Annotated in this window: 17 protein-coding genes; 9 read left to right on the top strand and 8 right to left on the bottom strand. The window is 68.6% G+C overall.

What is annotated here, in order from left to right:
- Positions 1–96 precede the first annotated feature (96 nt).
- Entirely contained in the window at positions 97–1,893 is a 1,797-nt protein-coding gene (locus tag AC5Y4S_RS21415) for a DNA polymerase III subunits gamma/tau (RefSeq protein ID WP_500034659.1), read from the top strand.
- Positions 1,894–1,900: 7 nt separating this feature from the next.
- On the opposite strand, the gene AC5Y4S_RS21420 is transcribed toward AC5Y4S_RS21415, so the two are convergent.
- Positions 1,901–3,211 carry a class I SAM-dependent methyltransferase gene (locus AC5Y4S_RS21420; RefSeq protein WP_500034660.1) on the bottom strand — a complete coding sequence of 437 codons (1,311 nt, stop codon included), beginning with the start codon at positions 3,209–3,211 and terminating at the stop codon, positions 1,901–1,903.
- Positions 3,208–4,548: an FAD-binding oxidoreductase gene (locus tag AC5Y4S_RS21425; protein WP_500034661.1), complete on the bottom strand. Its 1,341-nt coding sequence runs from the start codon at positions 4,546–4,548 to the stop codon at positions 3,208–3,210. Before AC5Y4S_RS21425 ends, AC5Y4S_RS21420 begins: the two co-directional genes overlap by 4 nt.
- Before the next feature lie 128 nt (positions 4,549–4,676).
- Between AC5Y4S_RS21425 and AC5Y4S_RS21430 the strand changes: the two genes are divergently transcribed.
- A complete protein-coding gene (locus tag AC5Y4S_RS21430; RefSeq protein ID WP_068107055.1) occupies positions 4,677–5,114 on the top strand; it encodes an SRPBCC family protein in 438 nt (145 codons plus the stop codon).
- On the opposite strand, the gene AC5Y4S_RS21435 is transcribed toward AC5Y4S_RS21430, so the two are convergent.
- The gene (locus AC5Y4S_RS21435; protein ID WP_500034662.1) at positions 5,111–5,872 is read right to left on the bottom strand and encodes an Rv3717 family N-acetylmuramoyl-L-alanine amidase; all 762 of its coding nucleotides are present in this window, start codon (positions 5,870–5,872) and stop codon (positions 5,111–5,113) included. The two genes, AC5Y4S_RS21430 and AC5Y4S_RS21435, sit on opposite strands and share 4 nt — an antisense overlap.
- Before the next feature lie 98 nt (positions 5,873–5,970).
- Here AC5Y4S_RS21435 and AC5Y4S_RS21440 point away from each other — a divergent pair, with 98 nt between their 5' ends.
- Positions 5,971–6,324 (top strand): YbaB/EbfC family nucleoid-associated protein, encoded by a 354-nt coding sequence (locus tag AC5Y4S_RS21440; RefSeq protein WP_500034663.1) that lies wholly within the window; start codon positions 5,971–5,973, stop codon positions 6,322–6,324.
- 12 nt (positions 6,325–6,336) lie between these two features.
- Entirely contained in the window at positions 6,337–6,948 is a 612-nt protein-coding gene (gene recR / locus AC5Y4S_RS21445) for a recombination mediator RecR (RefSeq protein ID WP_068132854.1), read from the top strand.
- 120 nt (positions 6,949–7,068) lie between these two features.
- Here recR and AC5Y4S_RS21450 read toward each other — a convergent pair whose 3' ends face one another.
- The 3 genes from AC5Y4S_RS21450 to AC5Y4S_RS21460 form a co-directional block, all read right to left on the bottom strand.
- Entirely contained in the window at positions 7,069–7,722 is a 654-nt protein-coding gene (locus AC5Y4S_RS21450; protein WP_500034664.1) for a C39 family peptidase, read from the bottom strand.
- Positions 7,723–7,813: 91 nt separating this feature from the next.
- Positions 7,814–8,521 (bottom strand): type 1 glutamine amidotransferase, encoded by a 708-nt coding sequence (locus AC5Y4S_RS21455; protein ID WP_500034665.1) that lies wholly within the window; start codon positions 8,519–8,521, stop codon positions 7,814–7,816.
- A complete protein-coding gene (locus AC5Y4S_RS21460; RefSeq protein ID WP_500034666.1) occupies positions 8,514–9,743 on the bottom strand; it encodes a Mur ligase family protein in 1,230 nt (409 codons plus the stop codon). The genes AC5Y4S_RS21455 and AC5Y4S_RS21460 overlap by 8 nt, the downstream gene beginning before the upstream one ends.
- 72 nt (positions 9,744–9,815) lie before the next feature.
- Here AC5Y4S_RS21460 and AC5Y4S_RS21465 point away from each other — a divergent pair, with 72 nt between their 5' ends.
- Genes AC5Y4S_RS21465 through AC5Y4S_RS21475 form a run of 3 tightly spaced genes read left to right on the top strand, consistent with a single transcriptional unit; the run spans position 9,816 to position 11,865 of the window.
- Positions 9,816–10,808, top strand: a complete 993-nt coding sequence (locus tag AC5Y4S_RS21465) for a DEDDh family exonuclease (protein WP_500034667.1) — start codon at positions 9,816–9,818, stop codon at positions 10,806–10,808.
- 44 nt (positions 10,809–10,852) lie between these two features.
- Complete coding sequence (locus AC5Y4S_RS21470; RefSeq protein ID WP_500034668.1) at positions 10,853–11,302, top strand: hypothetical protein; 450 nt, start codon at positions 10,853–10,855, stop codon at positions 11,300–11,302.
- A complete protein-coding gene (locus AC5Y4S_RS21475; protein ID WP_500034669.1) occupies positions 11,302–11,865 on the top strand; it encodes a TetR/AcrR family transcriptional regulator in 564 nt (187 codons plus the stop codon). The genes AC5Y4S_RS21470 and AC5Y4S_RS21475 overlap by 1 nt, the downstream gene beginning before the upstream one ends.
- Positions 11,866–11,920: 55 nt before the next feature.
- Here AC5Y4S_RS21475 and leuA read toward each other — a convergent pair whose 3' ends face one another.
- Positions 11,921–13,789: a 2-isopropylmalate synthase gene (gene leuA, locus AC5Y4S_RS21480; protein WP_500034670.1), complete on the bottom strand. Its 1,869-nt coding sequence runs from the start codon at positions 13,787–13,789 to the stop codon at positions 11,921–11,923.
- A gap of 180 nt (positions 13,790–13,969) precedes the next feature.
- A complete protein-coding gene (locus AC5Y4S_RS21485) occupies positions 13,970–15,205 on the bottom strand; it encodes a DUF4185 domain-containing protein (RefSeq protein ID WP_500034671.1) in 1,236 nt (411 codons plus the stop codon).
- 184 nt (positions 15,206–15,389) lie between these two features.
- Between AC5Y4S_RS21485 and AC5Y4S_RS21490 the strand changes: the two genes are divergently transcribed.
- Both AC5Y4S_RS21490 and AC5Y4S_RS21495 read left to right on the top strand, forming a co-directional pair.
- On the top strand, positions 15,390–16,232 hold the full coding sequence (locus tag AC5Y4S_RS21490; protein ID WP_500034672.1) for a C1 family peptidase: 843 nt from the start codon (positions 15,390–15,392) through the stop codon (positions 16,230–16,232).
- A gap of 159 nt (positions 16,233–16,391) precedes the next feature.
- Positions 16,392–17,657 carry an aspartate kinase gene (locus AC5Y4S_RS21495; RefSeq protein WP_068187756.1) on the top strand — a complete coding sequence of 422 codons (1,266 nt, stop codon included), beginning with the start codon at positions 16,392–16,394 and terminating at the stop codon, positions 17,655–17,657.
- Position 17,658: the final 1 nt, after the last annotated feature.

A 17,658-nucleotide genomic window follows, 5' to 3' on the forward strand; every position in this document is an offset into this window, starting at 1 on the left:
CCGAGCGAGTCGACCGCAGCTTCACACTGAAAAGCCAGCGATGCACACTCAACGCTGCTCGGGCTTCAGTCAGCCCGCGACGGTAGCCTGCTGACCGTGGCCCTCTACCGCAAATACCGACCGGCAACCTTCGCCGAAGTAGTAGGGCAGGAGCACGTCACCGAGCCGCTGTCCATCGCCCTGGAGGCCGGCCGAATCAACCACGCGTATTTGTTTTCCGGGCCGCGTGGCTGTGGAAAGACGTCGTCGGCGCGCATCCTGGCCCGGTCGTTGAACTGCGCCCAGGGCCCGACGGCCACCCCGTGCGGGGTTTGCGAGTCGTGCGTCGCGCTGGCGCCCAACGCGCCGGGCAGCATCGACGTGGTGGAGCTCGACGCGGCCAGCCACGGCGGCGTGGACGACACGCGTGAGTTGCGCGACCGCGCGTTCTACGCCCCCGCGCAGTCGCGCTACCGGGTGTTCATCGTCGACGAGGCGCACATGGTGACCACCGCCGGGTTCAACGCGCTGCTCAAGATCGTCGAGGAGCCGCCCGAGCACCTCATCTTCATCTTCGCCACCACCGAGCCGGAGAAGGTGCTGCCGACGATCCGGTCGCGCACCCACCACTACCCGTTCCGGTTGCTGCCGCCGAAGACCATGCGGGCGCTGGTCGGGCGGATCTGCGAGCAGGAGGGCGTCGTCGTCGACGACGCGGTGTATCCGCTGGTGATCCGCGCCGGCGGTGGCTCGCCGCGCGACACGCTTTCGGTGCTCGATCAGTTGCTGGCCGGGGCCGAGGGCAATCACGTGACGTACCAGCGCGCGCTGGGCCTGCTGGGCGCCACCGACGTCGCACTGATCGACGACGCCGTCGACGCGCTGGCCGCCGCGGATGCCGCCGCCTTGTTCGGCGCGGTCGAATCGGTGATCGACGCCGGTCACGACCCGCGGCGTTTCGCCACCGATCTGCTGGAGCGCTTCCGCGATCTCATTGTGCTGCAAGCGGTTCCGGATGCCGTCAGCCGGGGCGTGGTGGATGCGCCCGAGGACGTGCTGGACCGGATGCGCGAGCAGGCGGCGCGCATCGGCCCGGCAACGCTGACCCGCTACGCCGAGGTGGTGCAGGCCGGGCTGGGCGAGATGCGTGGTGCGACGGCGCCGCGCCTGTTGCTCGAAGTGATCTGCGCGCGCCTGCTGCTGCCGTCGGCCAGCGACGCCGAGTCGGCGCTGCTGCAACGCATCGAGCGGATCGAGACCCGGCTGGGCGTCTCGATCCCGGTGTCGGAGGCCGCCGCCGACCCCGGCCCGCCGCCGCGGCGGGTTACCGTTTCCCGGCCCCAGCCGAAACCTGAGCCCACGCCCGAGCCTGCCCCCGAACCGGCTCCGGCTCCGGCACCGGTATCCGCGCCCGCGCCCGCGCCCGAACCCGAATCCGCCTCCGCCCCAGGCGAACTGAACGCGTCGGCGGTGCGGACCATGTGGCCGACGGTGCGTGACAAGGTGCGCCAGCGTTCCCGCACCACGGAGGTGATGCTGGCGGGCGCGACGGTCCGCGCGGTGGAGGGCAACACGTTGGTGCTGACCCACGCGTCGGCGCCGCTGGCCAAGCGGCTGTCCGAACAGCGCAACGCCGACGTCATCGCCGAGGCGCTCAAGGACGCGCTGGGGGTGAGCTGGCGGGTGCGCTGCGAGGTCGGTGACCCGGCGCCCGCGCCGACCGCCCCACCGCCGGTCCTGCGGGAAGCGCCGCCGGAAGAGCCGGCCGACGCGGCTTCGTCTCAGCGCGACGAAGAGGAACACATGCTCGCCGAGGCCGGTCGCACCGAGGCGGGCCCACGGCGCGATCCGGAAGAGGTCGCACTCGAGCTGTTGCAGAACGAGCTGGGCGCGCGTCGGATCGACGGCGGCTAGGTCGAAGCTAAGGCGTCCACCACGGCCGCAGCGGCAGGTCGTCTTCGCCGCGGGCGTCGACGTTGGCCGCCAGCACGTGGTGCAGCTGAAGGTTGTTCTGCTCGAAGGCAACTCGTGAGGCCGCCATGTACAAGCCCCACACCTTGGCCGTCGCCAACCCGACCTCGGCGACTCCCTCGTCCCAATGTTCGACGAGATTGCGGCACCAGTCGCGCAGCGTCATCGCGTAGTGATGCCGGAAGTTCTCCTCGTGCAGGACCTCGAAACCGGCGTCCTGGATCTCGGTGACGATGCGGCCCGAGCCGGTCAGCTCGCCGTCCGGGAACACGTAGCGGTCGGTGAACCCGCCGGCGAAGGAGGTCGACTTGTTGTCGTGCCGGGTGATGCAGTGATTGAGCAGCAGCCCGCCGGTGCGCAACTTGGACTTCAGGAAGCCGAAGTACGCGGGGTAGTTCTTGACGCCGATGTGCTCCGTCAGGCCGATGGAGGAGACGGCGTCGAATCCCGCCTCGGCGACGTCGCGGTAGTCGGAGTGGCGCACCTCGGCGAGGTCGGCCAGGCCTTCGTCCTCGATCGCCCGGCGCGCCCACTTCGCCTGCTCGGCCGACAGGGTGGCGCCGATCGCGCGGACGCCGCGTCGCGCCGCGTAGCGCACCATGCCGCCCCAGCCGCAGCCGACGTCGAGCAACCGGTCGCCCGGCTGTAGCCGCAGCTTCTCGAAGATCAGCCGGTACTTGTTGTCCTGGGCCTCTTCCAGCGTCGCGTCGGCGTTCGGATAGACCGCGCAGGTGTAGGTCATCGACGGGCCGAGCACCCATTCGTAGAAGGTGTTGGAGACGTCGTAGTGGTGGTGGATGGCCTCTGCATCCCGGGTCTTGCTGTGCATGACGCCGGCGGCCACGCGCCGCCACCGCGGCGGCGCCTCCTCCGGCGGTGGGGCGACGGGCAGCAAATGCTCGAGGCCCATCGACCGGACGACGTTGGCGAGCACCCGCGCCGACGGCCGCTTGAAGTCGACCCGGTCGGTCAGCGTCTTGAGCAGCGGGTACGGATCGCCGGGATGCACGCCGTACGTCTGCAGGTCACCCGACACGTAGGCGCGGGCGAGGCCGAGTTCGCCGGGGGCGGTGGCCAGATACGTGGCGCCGCGAGGCGAACACAGGTCCAGGCCCAGCTCGGCGTCCTCGCTGCCGGCGGTGCTGCCGTCGTACGCGGTGAACTTCAGTGGGTGGCGCCCGGTCGCGGCGAAGATCTCCAGGATCTCGGCCATGCTGAGCTTGCCCGTAGTGGTGTGGCGGGGCTCCTTGGTTGTCGTCATCGCCGTTGCACCGCCTTTGCATACAGGTCCAAAAGACGCGAATCGGGGTCGTAGGTCTTTTTCACGGTTTTGTATGTCTCCCCGCCATACAGCTCGTCAAACTCCTCGCGGGTGTAGAAGGAGTCGGAGTACAGCGACTTGTGGCCGTCGAGCTCGCTGACCTTGGCCTCGATGGCACGGTTCGTCACCCCCGCTGAGCTCCCCCCGGCCGCCGGTACCGACGACCAGAACCCAATATTGACGTATGTGTGATCCGGCCGCATCGGATACAGCGGCCAGCCCTCGTGATCGCGCAGTCGCAGGGGGCACAACCAGATCGGCGTGATGGGCACGTTGTCCAGGAACCACTCCAAGAACGCGCAGGTCCGTTCGACGGGCACCTCGACGTCCTGCACCACGCGTTCGCGCGGCGGACGCCCCTGGCGCTGCTCGATCCGGTCGGCGATGCCGAAACGCTGGTCCAGGGCGATGAGTTTCGAGTAGACGCTGCTGCGCCGGTAGCGCCGCGGCCACCAGCGGCGCACCCGCGGGTTCTGCACGCCGAACGCTCGTGAGCACCAAAACCAGTCGGTGTCCCAGCGCCACAGGTAGTCGTGGATCGTCAGCCGATCGTCCTTGGTGGCTTCCACCCCGGCCGCATCGTGCCGAATCGATTGGTAGTAAATGTCTTTCCCGGTGTAGTCGCTGACCGGGCCCGGCGTGCCGGTCCGCCGGCCCACGCACAGGTAGCTTTCGTCGGCGCTGAACACCACGCCGTCCAGGTAGTCCACGGGCGTGCCGCCCTGCCCGCCGGTGTCGATGATGCGTTCCATCGCCGCGACCAGGTCGGGCAGCGAGCGGAATCGGACGTGCCGCAGCGCCACGAACGGCGCGACGGGTTCCAGCTCGATCCGTATCCTGGTCGAATAGCCCAGCGTCCCATAGGAATTGGGGAAGGCGCGGAACAGGTCGGGATGCTGGGTGCGCGACGTGGTGAGCAATTCGCCGGCGCCGGTGAGGATGTCCATCTCGAGCACCGACTCGTGCGGCAGGCCGTTGCGAAACGACGCCGACTCGATGCCCAGGCCGCTGACCGCGCCGCCGAGCGTGATGGTCTTCAATTGCGGAACCACCAGTGGCGAAAGGCCATACGGCAGGGTCGCGGCCACCAGGTCCTCGTATGTGCACATGCCGGCGACGTCGGCGGTGCGGGATTCGGAATCGACCGAGAGAACGCCGGTCAAACCGGAGGTGTCCAGGCCGCGTGAATCGCGTTTGGTGCGGGCGCGGAACAGGTTTGAGGTGGGCTTGGCGAGCCGGACGGCGGACGTCGTCGGGATGGATCGATAACTCGCCATCAACCGATCGACGCCCGCTGCGTGAGCCGAGAGTGCAGATCCAGGGACAGGCACCACATATACCCTAGTCTTCGAAAACAGCCCGTGCACCAGAGCGCGGACGCGATTAGCAGGAGGAGTCGGGCCTGATGGGCCAGGTGAGCGCAGCCAGCACGATCTTGATCAACGTCGGGCCCGAGGCCACCCTTGCCGCGGTGGCGGACTACCAGAAGGTGCGCCCGAAAATCCTGTCCCCGCAGTACAGCGAGTACCAGGTGCTGCAGGGTGGCCAGGGTGCGGGCACCGTCGCCAAGTGGAAGCTGCAGGCCACCAAGTCGCGGGTGCGCGACGTTCAGGTGGACGTCGACGTGGCCGGCCACACCGTCATCGAGAAGGATGCGAACTCGTCCATGGTCATCAACTGGACGGTCGCACCCGCCGGGCCGGGGTCCAGCGTCACGGTGAAGACCACCTGGACCGGCGCGGGCGGCGTCAAGGGCTTCTTCGAGAAAACCTTTGCGCCGTTGGGGCTGAAGAGGATTCAGTCGGAGGTATTGACGAACCTGAAGAACGAACTGGAAAGCTAGCGCGCCTGGCCCTGGGTGGCCAGGAAGCCCGCGACGCCGCGGACCAGCGCGTCGGCGTATTTCTGGCGGCCGTCGGCCGACTCCATCAGCGCAGAATCCACCGGATTTTTCATGTTGCCGCACTCGACGAGGATCGACGGGTACTGCGCCAGGTTCAGCCCGGCGAGGTCCGAACGCCCGTACAAGCCGTCCTGGCCGATGTAGTTGGCCGGCGGAATGCCCGAGGCCTGCAACTGGTCGCGCATGATCCGGGCATACTGCACCGACGGCCCGGCCTGGGCCTGGTTCAGCGGCGGGGCCGAGTAATTGACGTGAAAGCCCCTTCCGGACGGCGGGCCGCCGTCGGCGTGGATGCTCAGGATCGCGTTGGGGCGCAAGGAGTTGGCCGCGGCGGCACGCGCGTCGACGCAGGGGCCCAGGCCGGTGTCGTCACCCCGCGACATGGCGGTCCGGACGCCTAGGGCGTTCAACTCGGCGCGGACCCGCAGCGCGGTGTCCCAGGTGAACGTGTGCTCCATATAGCCGCTGTTGGTCGACGTCCCGCTGGTCTGGCAGTCCTTGGTGCCGCCGCGCCCGGTGGGCACCTGGCGGGAGATGGACGCGTCGTTCGAGCCGTTGTGGCCCGGGTCGATGAAAACGACCATCCCGGCGATGTTGGACGGGACTGCCGTCGCCGTCGGCATGATCGCCGTCGAGGCGGCAACCAGTGCGCCGACCACCAGTTTGATTCCGACACGCCTGCTCAGTCGTAGGTCCACCGCGCAAAGGTAACGTCGCGCGGTCTACGCTGGGTGTTCCGAATCGCCCGACACCCGCAGGCGAAACCAACTCGAGACCAAGATGCGAGGGGATTGTCATGCAACCCGGAGGCGACATGTCGCAACTGCTCGCCCAGGCGCAGCAGATGCAGCAAAAGCTACTGGAAGCCCAGCAACAGCTCGCCAACTCCGAGGTGCACGGTGAGGCCGGCGGGGGTTTGGTCAAGGTGACCGTCAAAGGCAGCGGCGAGGTGGTCGGCGTGCAGATTGACCCCAAGGTCGTCGATCCCGCCGATATCGAGACCCTGCAGGATTTGATCGTCGGCGCCATGGCCGACGCGTCGTCGCAGGTCACCAAGATGGCGCAGGAGCGGCTGGGCGCGCTGGCCGGTGCCATGGGCGCCCCGCCGGCCAAACCGCCGACGCCGCCCACCCAACTGCCGGGGCTGTGACGTCACACCGACATGTTTGAGGGACCCGTCCAGGACTTGATCGACGAGCTGGGCAAGCTGCCGGGCATTGGGCCCAAGAGCGCGCAGCGCATCGCGTTTCACCTGTTGTCCGTCGAGCCGCACGACATCGACCGGCTGACCGCGGTGCTGGCGAAGGTCCGCGACGGCGTGCGGTTCTGTGCGGTGTGCGGCAACGTCTCCGACGACGAGCGGTGCAGAATTTGTTCTGATCCGCGCCGGGACGGCTCGCTGGTGTGCGTGGTCGAGGAGCCCAAGGACATCCAGGCCGTCGAGCGCACCCGCGAATTCCGCGGCCGCTACCACGTGCTCGGCGGCGCGCTCGATCCGTTGTCCGGCGTGGGCCCCGACCAGCTGCGCATCCGCGAGCTGCTGAGCCGCATCGGTGAGCGCGTCGACGACGTCGACATCACCGAGGTGATCATCGCCACCGACCCCAACACCGAGGGCGAGGCGACCGCCACCTACCTGGTCCGAATGCTGCGCGACATCCCCGGCCTGACGGTGACACGGATCGCGTCGGGGCTGCCGATGGGTGGCGACTTGGAGTTCGCCGACGAGCTGACGCTGGGCCGCGCGCTCACCGGCCGCCGGGCGATGGTCTGACGGTTCCCGACCGCCGCTCTCCCGGGGGATGGGCGACCGCTGAATTTGATAGCGCATGCGCTATCAAATTCGGCACCAACCACATGCCTGAAGCTTTTGAGTCGCTATTGAGAGCGTCCGTCACCTGGTCACGACGGCGAAGTTGTCGCTGGTGTTCCACGCCGCCTCGAAGGTGGCGATGGAAACCTGCTCGTCGCGGCCGGCCGCGGCGCCGCTGTCGTTGAGGTGCACCAGATGGGTCTTGGTGTCGATGCCGGTAACGACCACGAAGTGGTTTTCCTGGGAACGGTCGCCGCCCGAGTTCCAGATGATCCGGTCGTTGAGCCCGACGATCACCTTGCGCCCCTGGTCAAGGTCCTGCTCGAGGACGCCGATGTTGGTGTGCACGGCGTCGGACGCGACGCCGTAGTGCGCCAGCAGCACGGGCAGGTCCGAGTTCTTGGTCTTGCTGCCCGGCTTATAGATGGGCCCGGGGCGGCTCACGCTCGGGATGTTTCCGGCCACGCCGGTGATCTCGTCCTCGCTGGGCTGGCGGCCGGTGACCTGGCCGACAACGTCGGCGACCGCCATCTCGCCGCAATCGAGGTCCTGCTGCTGGTAGCGCCAGTAGGGCGCGGCGGCGGCCGGGTCGCCGTGCATCCCGTCATGGACCGGGGCGGGGGCCGCGTCGGCCGTCCCGGCGAACGCGACCATAGAGCCGGCGGCCGCGCTCAGCACGGCGGCAACCCCGACAATGCGTGCCGCGTAGGTGAGCCGGGTTCTGGCGTTGCTCATGGGATTCCTTCTCTCGGTGTGGCCTCGAGAAAAGGCTGGGCGGGGGCCCTAGACGGATCCTTGAAGGATTCTTGGAGCGCAGGTCGGCGGGCTAGCGGGCCGTCAGCCGCTCGCGGCGCAGCAGGTCCACCTCGGGCAGCTGCAGCGGCGCAAGCTCGCCGACGACCTTGCCGAGCAACAGGTCGGCCAGCTCCGGGTTGCGGGCCAGGCACGGCCCGTGCATGTAGGTCGCGACGACGCTGCCCTGCACCGCGCCGTCGAAGCCGTCGCCGGCCCGGTTGCCCGCGCCCTTGACCACCGCGCCCAGCGGCGACGCGGTCGGCCCCAAAACCGTTCCGCCCCTATGGTTTTCGAAGCCGGTCAGCGGTTGCGTCAACCCGGCCGGCAGCGGCTCGCTCACCAGCTCGCCGATGGTGCGCCGGCCCTGCGGCGAGGTGGTCAGGTCCAGCATGCCGACACCGTCGACCCGTTCCCCGGCCGACGTCTTGTACCAGTGCCCGAGCACCTGGATGGCCGCGCAGATCGCCAGCACCGGCGCGCCCCGCTCCGCCGCGCGCTGCAGGCCCGGGTGCTTGATCAGGTGCTTGGTGGCCAGCCGCTGCGCGTAGTCCTCCGCCCCGCCCAGCGTGTACAGGTCCAGCGACTCCGGCACCGGGTCGGCCAGCGTGATCTCGACGATCTCGGCGGCCACCCCCCGCAGCCGCAGGCGTTGCCGCAGCACCAGGGCGTTGCCGCCGTCGCCGTAGGTGCCCATCACGTCGGGCAGCACCAGCCCGATCCGCACGGTCGAGTCAGCCATGGCGCGCCAATGCTCGCTGCAGCTGCAGGAAGGCGGTGTAGTTGGCGACGACCTCCACGCGCCCGGGCGGGCACGACGCGATGGCCGCCACGGTGTCGTGCACCAACGTGTGCTCGACACCCGCGTACCCGAGGCGCACCGCTAGGTCGGTGCCGCGTTCGCCGGCCGCGACGACCGCCGTCTCTTCGAAATGCTCGAAGCGCACGTCCCACAGCCAGGACAGGTCCTCGCCGTCGGGCACCTGCCCGTTGACCGCGATCACCACCCCGGCCGCGTGCTTGTCCACCATCGACAGAGCCTCCTGCCAGCCGGCGGGATTCTTGGCCAGCAGGATCCGCGCTTCGTGCTCGCCGACGCGGACGCTGCGGTAGCGCCCGGCCACCTCGTCGACTTGGGAAACCGCGGCAACCGCGGCGAGCGCGTCGGCGCCCAGGGCGACGGCGGCGGCCACGGCCTGGGCGGCGTTGCCCCGGTTCACCGTGCCCGGCAGCGCCAGCCGCATCGGCAAAGCCAGGCCGTCGGGTCCGTACAGCGTGTCGTCATCGAACCACCACTGCGGGCTGGGCCGTTTGAAATCGGCGCCGGTGGAGTACCAGTGCCCCCGGTCCCGGACGATGACCTCGCCGCTGCGCGGGCAGCTGACCGAGTCGTTCGCCCACGCCCCGCCCGCGGCCACCCACACCACGTGGGGGCTGTCGTAGGCCGCGGAGGTCATCAGCACGTCGTCGCAGTTGGCGACGACGACGGCGTCCGGGTGCCGGGCGAGGCCGGCCCGCAGCGTGCGCTCGATCACGTTGATCTCGCCCACCCGATCGAGCTGGTCACGCGAGAGGTTGAGCAGCACGATGACGCTGGGTTCGACCGCATCGGAGACGTGCGGCACGTGCATCTCGTCGACTTCGAGGGCGGCCAGCCCGGCGCGCCGATCCGCGGCCAGCGCGGCCACCAGGCCGGCGTCCATGTTGGCGCCCTCGGCGTTGGTGGCCACCGGGCCCAGGGTCCCAAGGGCGGCCGCCGTCATCCGCGTGGTCGTCGACTTGCCGTTGGTGCCGGTGACGATGACGGTGCGCCGCCCGACGCCCAACTGGCGCAGCACCGAGCGGTCCAGGGTCATCGCGACCAGCCCGCCGATCATCGCGCCGGCCCCGCGACCGGTGACCCGCGACGCCCAACGCGCGCTCGCTCCCGCGGCGAGAGCCAGGCGTGCACGGGTGGTGATCACCCGCGCAGTTTAGAAGCGCGACACGACTCGTAGCGAACCGGCGATGTCGGTCCGGCGTGCCATCCTCACTTCATGAACCGGGTGTCCTGGGGGCGGCCGGCCAGCGAGCCGGGCGGGGGTTGGGCCGTTATCGACGTCGAAACCTCGGGGTTTCGGCCGGGCCAGGCGCGGATCATCAGCGTCGCCGCGCTGGGTCTGGACGCCAACGGCCGGGTCGAGCAGTCCGTGGTCAGCCTGCTCAATCCCGGGGTGGACCCGGGGCCCACCCACGTGCATGGCCTCACCCCCGCGATGCTGGAGGACCAGCCGCAGTTCGGCGACATCGTCGGTGACCTCGTCGAGGTGCTGCGCGGCCGCACGCTGGTGGCGCACAACGTCGCTTTCGACTACTCATTCCTGGCCGCCGAGGCCGAGCTCGCCGAGGCAGAACTGCCCGTCGACAACGTGATGTGCACGGTCGAGCTGGCGCGCCGGCTGGACCTCGGGGTCGACAACCTGCGGCTGGAAACGCTCGCGGCGCATTGGGGCGTGGTCCAGGAGCGGCCGCACGACGCCTTCGACGACGCGATGGTGCTGACCGGGGTGCTGGAGTCGGCGCTCGAGCGGGCGCGCCAGCGCGACGTCTGGCTGCCGGTGCGCCCGGTGACCCGGCGCCAATGGCCCAACGGGCGGGTGACCCACGACGAGCTGCGCCCGCTTAAGGTGCTGGCGTCGCGGATGCCGTGCCCGTACCTCAACCCGGGACCGTATGTCAGTGGCCGGCCGCTGGTCCAGGGCATGCGGGTGGCGCTGGCCGCCGAGGTGGCGCGCACCCACGAGGAGCTGGTCGAGCGGATCCTGCACGCCGGGCTGGCCTACAGCGACGTCGTGGACGGGGAGACCTCGCTGGTGGTCTGCAACGACGCCGCCCCCGAGCAGGGCAAGGGCTATCACGCCCGACAGCTGGGGGTGCCGGTGGTGTCCGACGCGCAGTTCATGGACTGCGTCGGCGGGGTCGCCCGGGGCACCAGCATGGAGGAATTCACCGACGTCAACGCGACGTACCCGCAGCTCGCGTTGTTCTGAGCCACCCCTTGCATCACTACATCCGTAGTAGTATCGTTTGCGGCATGACAACCACTACAGCTGTAGTACAACGTGAGTCGTGGTGGGCCTCCTACCGTCGGCACGGTTATTTCTTTCGCCAAGCGGCGATGTTGACCATCTCGCTCGGTGTGCTGATCCACCTCTACCGGGTGATCTTCGGCGACGCCCTCACGCTGAAATACGCGATGACCCTGACGACCGACAGGATCCTGCTCGTCCCGATGACCTACGCGGCCATCACCGGCGTCTTGGTGTGGCGGCGGGTGCGGTTCGCCAACAAGCCGCATCGGGCGTTCTTCACGGCGTCGCTGGTGTACATCGCCGGCAGCGTCCCGCTGCACATCTGGTGCTCGTATGTCACCGAGGACCTGTCGCTGTACATGTGGTTTCGGCCGTGGTTCAGCTACCTGCTGTTGATCGTGGTCTATCCCGCCTTCCTGACGATGTTCTGGCGGCTGCGCTACAAAGACTGATGCCTCCCAATCCCGAGCGCCGCGCTCAGCTCCTCGACGCCGCGATCGGCATCCTCGCCGACACGGGCGTCGGGGGGCTGACTCATCGTCAGGTCGACGAGCGGGCTGGCCTGCCCGCGGGCACCACGTCGAACTACTTCCGCACGCGCCAGGCGCTGCTCGAAGCCACGGCGGCGCGCACCGTCGACCTGCATTGGCAGCGCGTCGAGGCCTTGCAGGCCGCGATCGGGTCGCTCACCCGCGACGGCATCAGGGCACTGCTGACGCGCATGCTGTCCGACCCCGACGAGCAGGCCCGCCGCTACACGCTGGCGCGGTTCGAGCTGTTCATGGAGGGCACGCGCCGACCGGAGCTGCAGCCGTTCCTCAAGGACCTGCAGGCCGCGGCGGTGAAGTCGGCCACCCTCATCTTCGAGGCGGCGGGCTTCACCCCCGAACCGCAGCAGATGGAACAGCTGAGCCGCCTGCTCAACGGCTACGTGTTCAGCAACCTCACGATCCCGGGTGCCGACGACCCCACGGTGCTCGTGGACCGACTGCTGCGCGCGTTCTTCGATGCCTAGGCCGGGTGGTGCCGACCCGCGGCGCCCGGCGCCGGCGCCGCGCTTGCGATCGGCACTAACGCGACGCCCGGTTCACCGCCGAGACCACGGCCCGCAGCGACGCGGTGGTGATCGACGGCGCGATCCCGACGCCCCACACCGTGCGCCCACCGACTGGGCCCGATGGGCGCCGACCCGCTTCGCCCGGCTGCGCCGCGCTCGCGATCGACACCGAAGCCTCCACATACGCCGCCGCCTGCGCGTCGTCCCCCGAGCTCATCGCGTGCTCGGAGTAGTCCAGCACCGCGACGTCGAACCCGACGGTGCCCAGCGCGTGCACGAACGCCGCGAGCGGGCCGTTGCCGACACCGACGATCTCGGTCTCCACGCCGTTGACCTTGACGGTCGTGGTGATGGTCGTCGTGCCGCCGTCCTCCTCGGAGGCGTCGACCCGCTGCTTGATTCGCTCCAGCGGCCAGATCGGGGCCAGGTACTCCTCGGAGAACGCCTCCCACATCTCCTTGGGCGACACCTCGCCGCCCTCGCCGCCCGTGCCCTCGGCGATCTTCTGGATCACCTGCGAGAACTCGATCTGCAGCCGCCGCGGCAGCGCCAGGCCGTGGTCGGCCTTCATGATGTAGGCCACGCCGCCCTTGCCGGACTGCGAATTGACCCGGATCACCGCCTCGTAGGTGCGTCCGACGTCCTTGGGGTCGATCGGCAGATACGGCACCTGCCAGAGCATGTCCTCGACGTCGGTGTCGGCGGCATCCGCATCCACCTTCATCTGGTCGAGGCCCTTGTTGATGGCGTCCTGGTGGCTGCCGGAAAACGCGGTGTAGACCAGGTCGCCGCCGTAGGGGTGACGCTCGTGCACCGGCAGCTGGTTGCAGTACTCAACGGTGCGGCGGATCTCGTCGATGTTGGAGAAGTCGATCTGGGGGTCCACGCCGCGGGAAAACAGGTTGAGCCCCAGGGTCACCAGGCACACGTTGCCGGTGCGCTCCCCGTTGCCGAACAGGCAGCCCTCGATTCGGTCGGCGCCCGCCTGGTAGCCCAATTCGGCTGCGGCGACGGCGGTTCCGCGGTCGTTGTGCGGATGCAGGCTCAGGATGACCGACTCCCGGTTGGCCAGGTTGCGGCTCATCCACTCGATCGAGTCGGCGTACACGTTGGGCGTGGCCATCTCCACCGTGGCGGGCAGGTTGAAGATGATCGGGCTGTCGGGCGTCGGCGCGATGATCTCGCCGACGGCGTCGCACACCTGCTTGGCGTACTCCAGTTCCGTGCCCGTGTAGGACTCCGGTGAGTACTCGAAACGCCACTGCGTGCCCGGGTACTTGGCGGCCTCCTCGACGCACTTGCGCGCGCCGTCGGTCGCGATGGCCTGCACGGCGGCCCGGTCGGCGCGAAACACCACGCGGCGCTGCAGGATCGACGTCGAGTTGTAGAAGTGCACGATGGCCCGCGGCGCGCCCTCGCACGCCAGGAAGGTGCGCTCGATCAGCTCCGGCCGGCACTGGGTCAGCACCTGGATCGTGACGTCGTCGGGAATGGCGCCGTCGCTGATGATCTCGCGGACGAAGTCGAAGTCGGTCTGGCTGGCCGACGGGAACCCGACCTCGATCTCCTTGTAGCCCATCCGCACCAGCAGGTCGAACATGCGGCGCTTGCGGGCCGGGCTCATCGGGTCGATCAGCGCCTGGTTGCCGTCGCGCAGATCCACTGCGCACCACAGCGGGGCGCGGGTGGTGACCCGGTCCGGCCAGGTGCGGTCGGCGACGCGGATGGGCTCGACTTCCTCGGCGAAGGGCCGATACCGGCCGATCGGCATGGACGAGCCGCGCTGTGGATTCCAGGCGGGTTGTTCGGGTCCGGGTGGGCCGGCGGGTTTGACGATGGTGCGGGCCGACTTATAGACGTCGGGCGAATCTGGATTGGTCACGATAGTTGCTCCGGGGGATGAGAAGGAAACTCAGACCGGCGCATCGCGAACTCCCGCGACGGGAGGCCGGTCTTGATCAGACCCCGTCGCGGCGTCCGAGGAGGAGCACCCGCTGCACGTTGTGCACTCTACCGCGCGCGGGCTGGGCGCCAAAACTCGATGCGGTCGGTGAATGAGGCGTCACCGTTGCGGGGTCCGCCCGGACCTGCCCGCTCGTCCCCGGCGGGCCGTCGTCGTTTTTGTCGTGTCCTTGAGCGTCACCCTGAACTGCATCGCGCGGTAGGGCCAGCCCGTCGCCGTGTCCCACTGGGAGACCACCAGCCCGACGCCGCCCGGAACGTCCAGGCGCGAGCCGGGAAGAACGTACCCGCCGTACAGCTGCGCGACCCGGTTGTTCGGCAGGTCTTGCGCGTCCCAGGTCGTCCCGATGACCGGCGTTTGGATTTCCGCCTCGTAGAGGTTGGCGGTGGGGTCGTCGATGATGCGGTATCCCAGTGCGTACTCCGAGGACAGGAAGCCGCCGAGGATCCACGTGCCCGTATCGAGCCTGCGCAACGTCAGCTCGCCCCAGGTCTCGCCCGGGGGTGTGATCGGCGTGGGCGCGTTGCCCCACGCCCATTGGTTATCGGCCCAGCCCCAGCCGGAGTACTTGGTCTTGTTGCCGATATCGCCCGGACGCACGCGGCGCAGGATGATGCCCTTGTCGCGCTGAAAGCCGGTCGAGACGATGTACACCCAACCATCGTCGGGGTCGTAGTCCCACGACCACAGCTGTGCGAAGCCGTCGCACACCGACGCGGAAAAGGTGGCCTTGGCGCCCATCGCTCGCCAGGTGACGCCGTTGTCGGCGGAAGCCCAGATCCCGGTGCGGGTCACGTTTCCGAAGCCACGGTTGACGATGGCATGCAGGTACATCATCTGCCCGATGACCAGCACGTCCGACGGGATCACGGTGCTGATCCCGCCCTGTTTCCACGGCGGGCCGTCGTGGATGTACTGCCACAATTGCTGGGCGTAGTCCGGGTCAACGCCGCCCGCGCTCTCGTAGCAGATCTGGTTGTTCGTGTCCCCGCTGCCGATCAGGGCGACGGGGGCGCGCCAGTCACCCTGCCCGACGGCGAGGCCGGAGAAGGTGTCTCCGAACACCGACACCAGCTTGCCGTTCGGCGCGACCGCGCACACGCCCAGGTCGGTACAGGTCACCCCCCATTTGTCGGTGATACCCGGGCCGGTGATGTCTCCCACGTAGCCCTCGACGGGCGAGGCTGAGATTGTTGCCGCGCAAGGACTTTCGCGCCTCCACCGGTACACCGTCGAGCGGCTGATGCCGCTGTCGGCCGCCACCGTGGCGACCTTCTCTCCGGAGTTCACCCTGCGCAGTGTCTGGTTGCGCAGGGCGGCATCAGCCTTCCGCATGGCTCCTCCGCTGTTGGTCGAGTTCATTCGAGCACATCACGTCAGTTGTGCGGCGGCACGCGTAGCGCGCTACCTGTGTTCCCGGCAGCGCTCCGATCACCGACAGATGAGGTAGCCGATTACGCATCCCAACCCCGGATCGCCACCCCTACGGTCGACCTACCACCCAGATCAGGAGGATTCGATGACAACGTTGCAAGAGACCAGCCGAGTCAAAAGCGATGAGCCACCGCAGGACTGGAGCCACGTCCGCGGATTCGGCTGGCGCCCGCAGCTCCCGGACGCCCGCGACATGCTGTACATGCCCAGGCTCAAGGGCGCACTACCCCCCGCATATGACCTGCGTCCGTCGATGCCGGCGGTGTACGACCAGGGCCAGCTCGGATCGTGCACCGGAAATGCCATCGCCGCCGCGATGGAGTACGAGCGGGATCGACAGGGCTTGCCCGATTTCGTCCCTTCGCGGTTGTTCATCTACTACAACGAACGCGCGCTTGAAGGCACCGTGTCCAGCGACTCCGGCGCGATGATCCGGGACGGCATCAAGGTGGTCAACCGTGAGGGTGTATGCCCGGAGACGCTGTGGCCCTACGACATCGGCGTGTTCACCGTGAAGCCGCCGAAGCGCTGCTACGTCGCCGCGGCGAAGGACAAGGCGGTGCAATACGAGGCGATCCAGACGTTGGGGCAGCTCAAGGACGCCATCGCCTCGAACCTGGCGGTCGTGTTCGGGTTCACCGTGTACCAGAGTTTCGAGTCGCAGTCCGTCGCGCAAACGGGCGTGATGCCGATGCCCAAACCGGGCGAGGCCACCGTCGGCGGCCACGCGGTTCTCGCGGTCGGCTACTCGGATCCCAAGGGCCACATAATTGTTCGCAACTCGTGGGGGACCGCGTGGGGCGACCATGGCTACTTCTACATGCCTTACCAGTATCTGACCGGGTCCAAGAACGCCTCGGACAGCTCGCCGATCAACAGGGCGCACCTGGCGAGCGACTTCTGGGCGATCCAGGCGGTCTCGTCGTAGCACCTGACCGCGCCAGGTGCCCGCGAAGGCGCCCGCCCTGTCCGGTCGGCGGACGGGCGGGCGCCCCTTCATCAGCGCCAAACGGGTCGGCGGCGGCAAAAACGATTCGCCGTCACACGTATTCTGTTGTGGACCTATACACGGACCGAAAGAACAACAGTGGCGCTCGTCGTGCAGAAATACGGCGGATCGTCGGTGGCCGACGCCGACCGGATCCGCCGCGTCGCCGAACGCATCGTCGAGACCAAAAAGCAGGGCAACGACGTCGTCGTCGTCGTCTCGGCGATGGGCGACACCACCGACGACCTGTTGGACCTGGCCCAGCAGGTCTGCCCGGCCCCGCCGCCGCGGGAGCTCGACATGTTGCTGACCGCCGGTGAGCGCATCTCCAACGCGCTGGTGGCGATGGCGATCGAATCGCTCGGCGCGCAGGCCCGCTCGTTCACCGGTTCGCAGGCCGGCGTGATCACCACCGGCACCCACGGCAACGCGAAGATCATCGAGGTGACGCCGGGACGGCTGCGCACCGCGCTCGACGAAGGCCGCATCGTGTTGGTCGCCGGCTTCCAGGGGGTCAGCCAGGACACCCGCGACGTCACCACGCTCGGCCGCGGCGGCTCGGACACCACCGCGGTCGCCCTGGCCGCCGCACTCGGCGCCGACGTCTGCGAGATCTACACCGACGTCGACGGCATCTTCAGCGCGGACCCCAGGATCGTGCACAACGCCCGCAGGCTGGACACGGTGACGTTCGAGGAGATGCTCGAGATGGCGGCGTGCGGCGCCAAGGTGCTGATGCTGCGCTGCGTGGAATACGCTCGCCGCTACGACATTCCGGTGCACGTCCGCTCGTCGTATTCGGACAAGCCCGGCACCATCGTTAAGGGATCGATCAAGGACATAGGTATGGAAGACCCCATCCTGACCGGCGTCGCGCACGACCGCAGCGAGGCCAAGGTGACCATTGTCGGCCTGCCCGACATCCCCGGATACGCGGCGCGGGTCTTCCGGGCCGTCGCCGACGCCGACGTGAACATCGACATGGTGCTGCAGAACGTGTCCAAGGTCGAGGACGGCAAGACCGACATCACCTTCACCTGCTCGCGCGACAGCGGCCCCACCGCGGTGGAGAAGCTGGACGCGCTGCGCGACGAGATCGGGTTCACCCAACTGCTCTACGACGACCACATCGGCAAGGTGTCGCTGATCGGGGCCGGCATGCGCAGCCATCCCGGTGTCACCGCGACCTTCTGCGAGGCGCTGGCCGCCGTCGGCGTCAACATCGAGCTGATCTCCACCTCCGAGATCCGGATCTCGGTGCTGTGCCGCGACACCGAACTAGACAAGGCCGTCGTGGCGTTACACGAGGCGTTCGGTCTCGGCGGCGAGGAGTCGGCGACGGTATATGCGGGGACGGGTCGGTAGA

The organism is Mycobacterium sp. NGS64, from assembly GCF_059812245.1.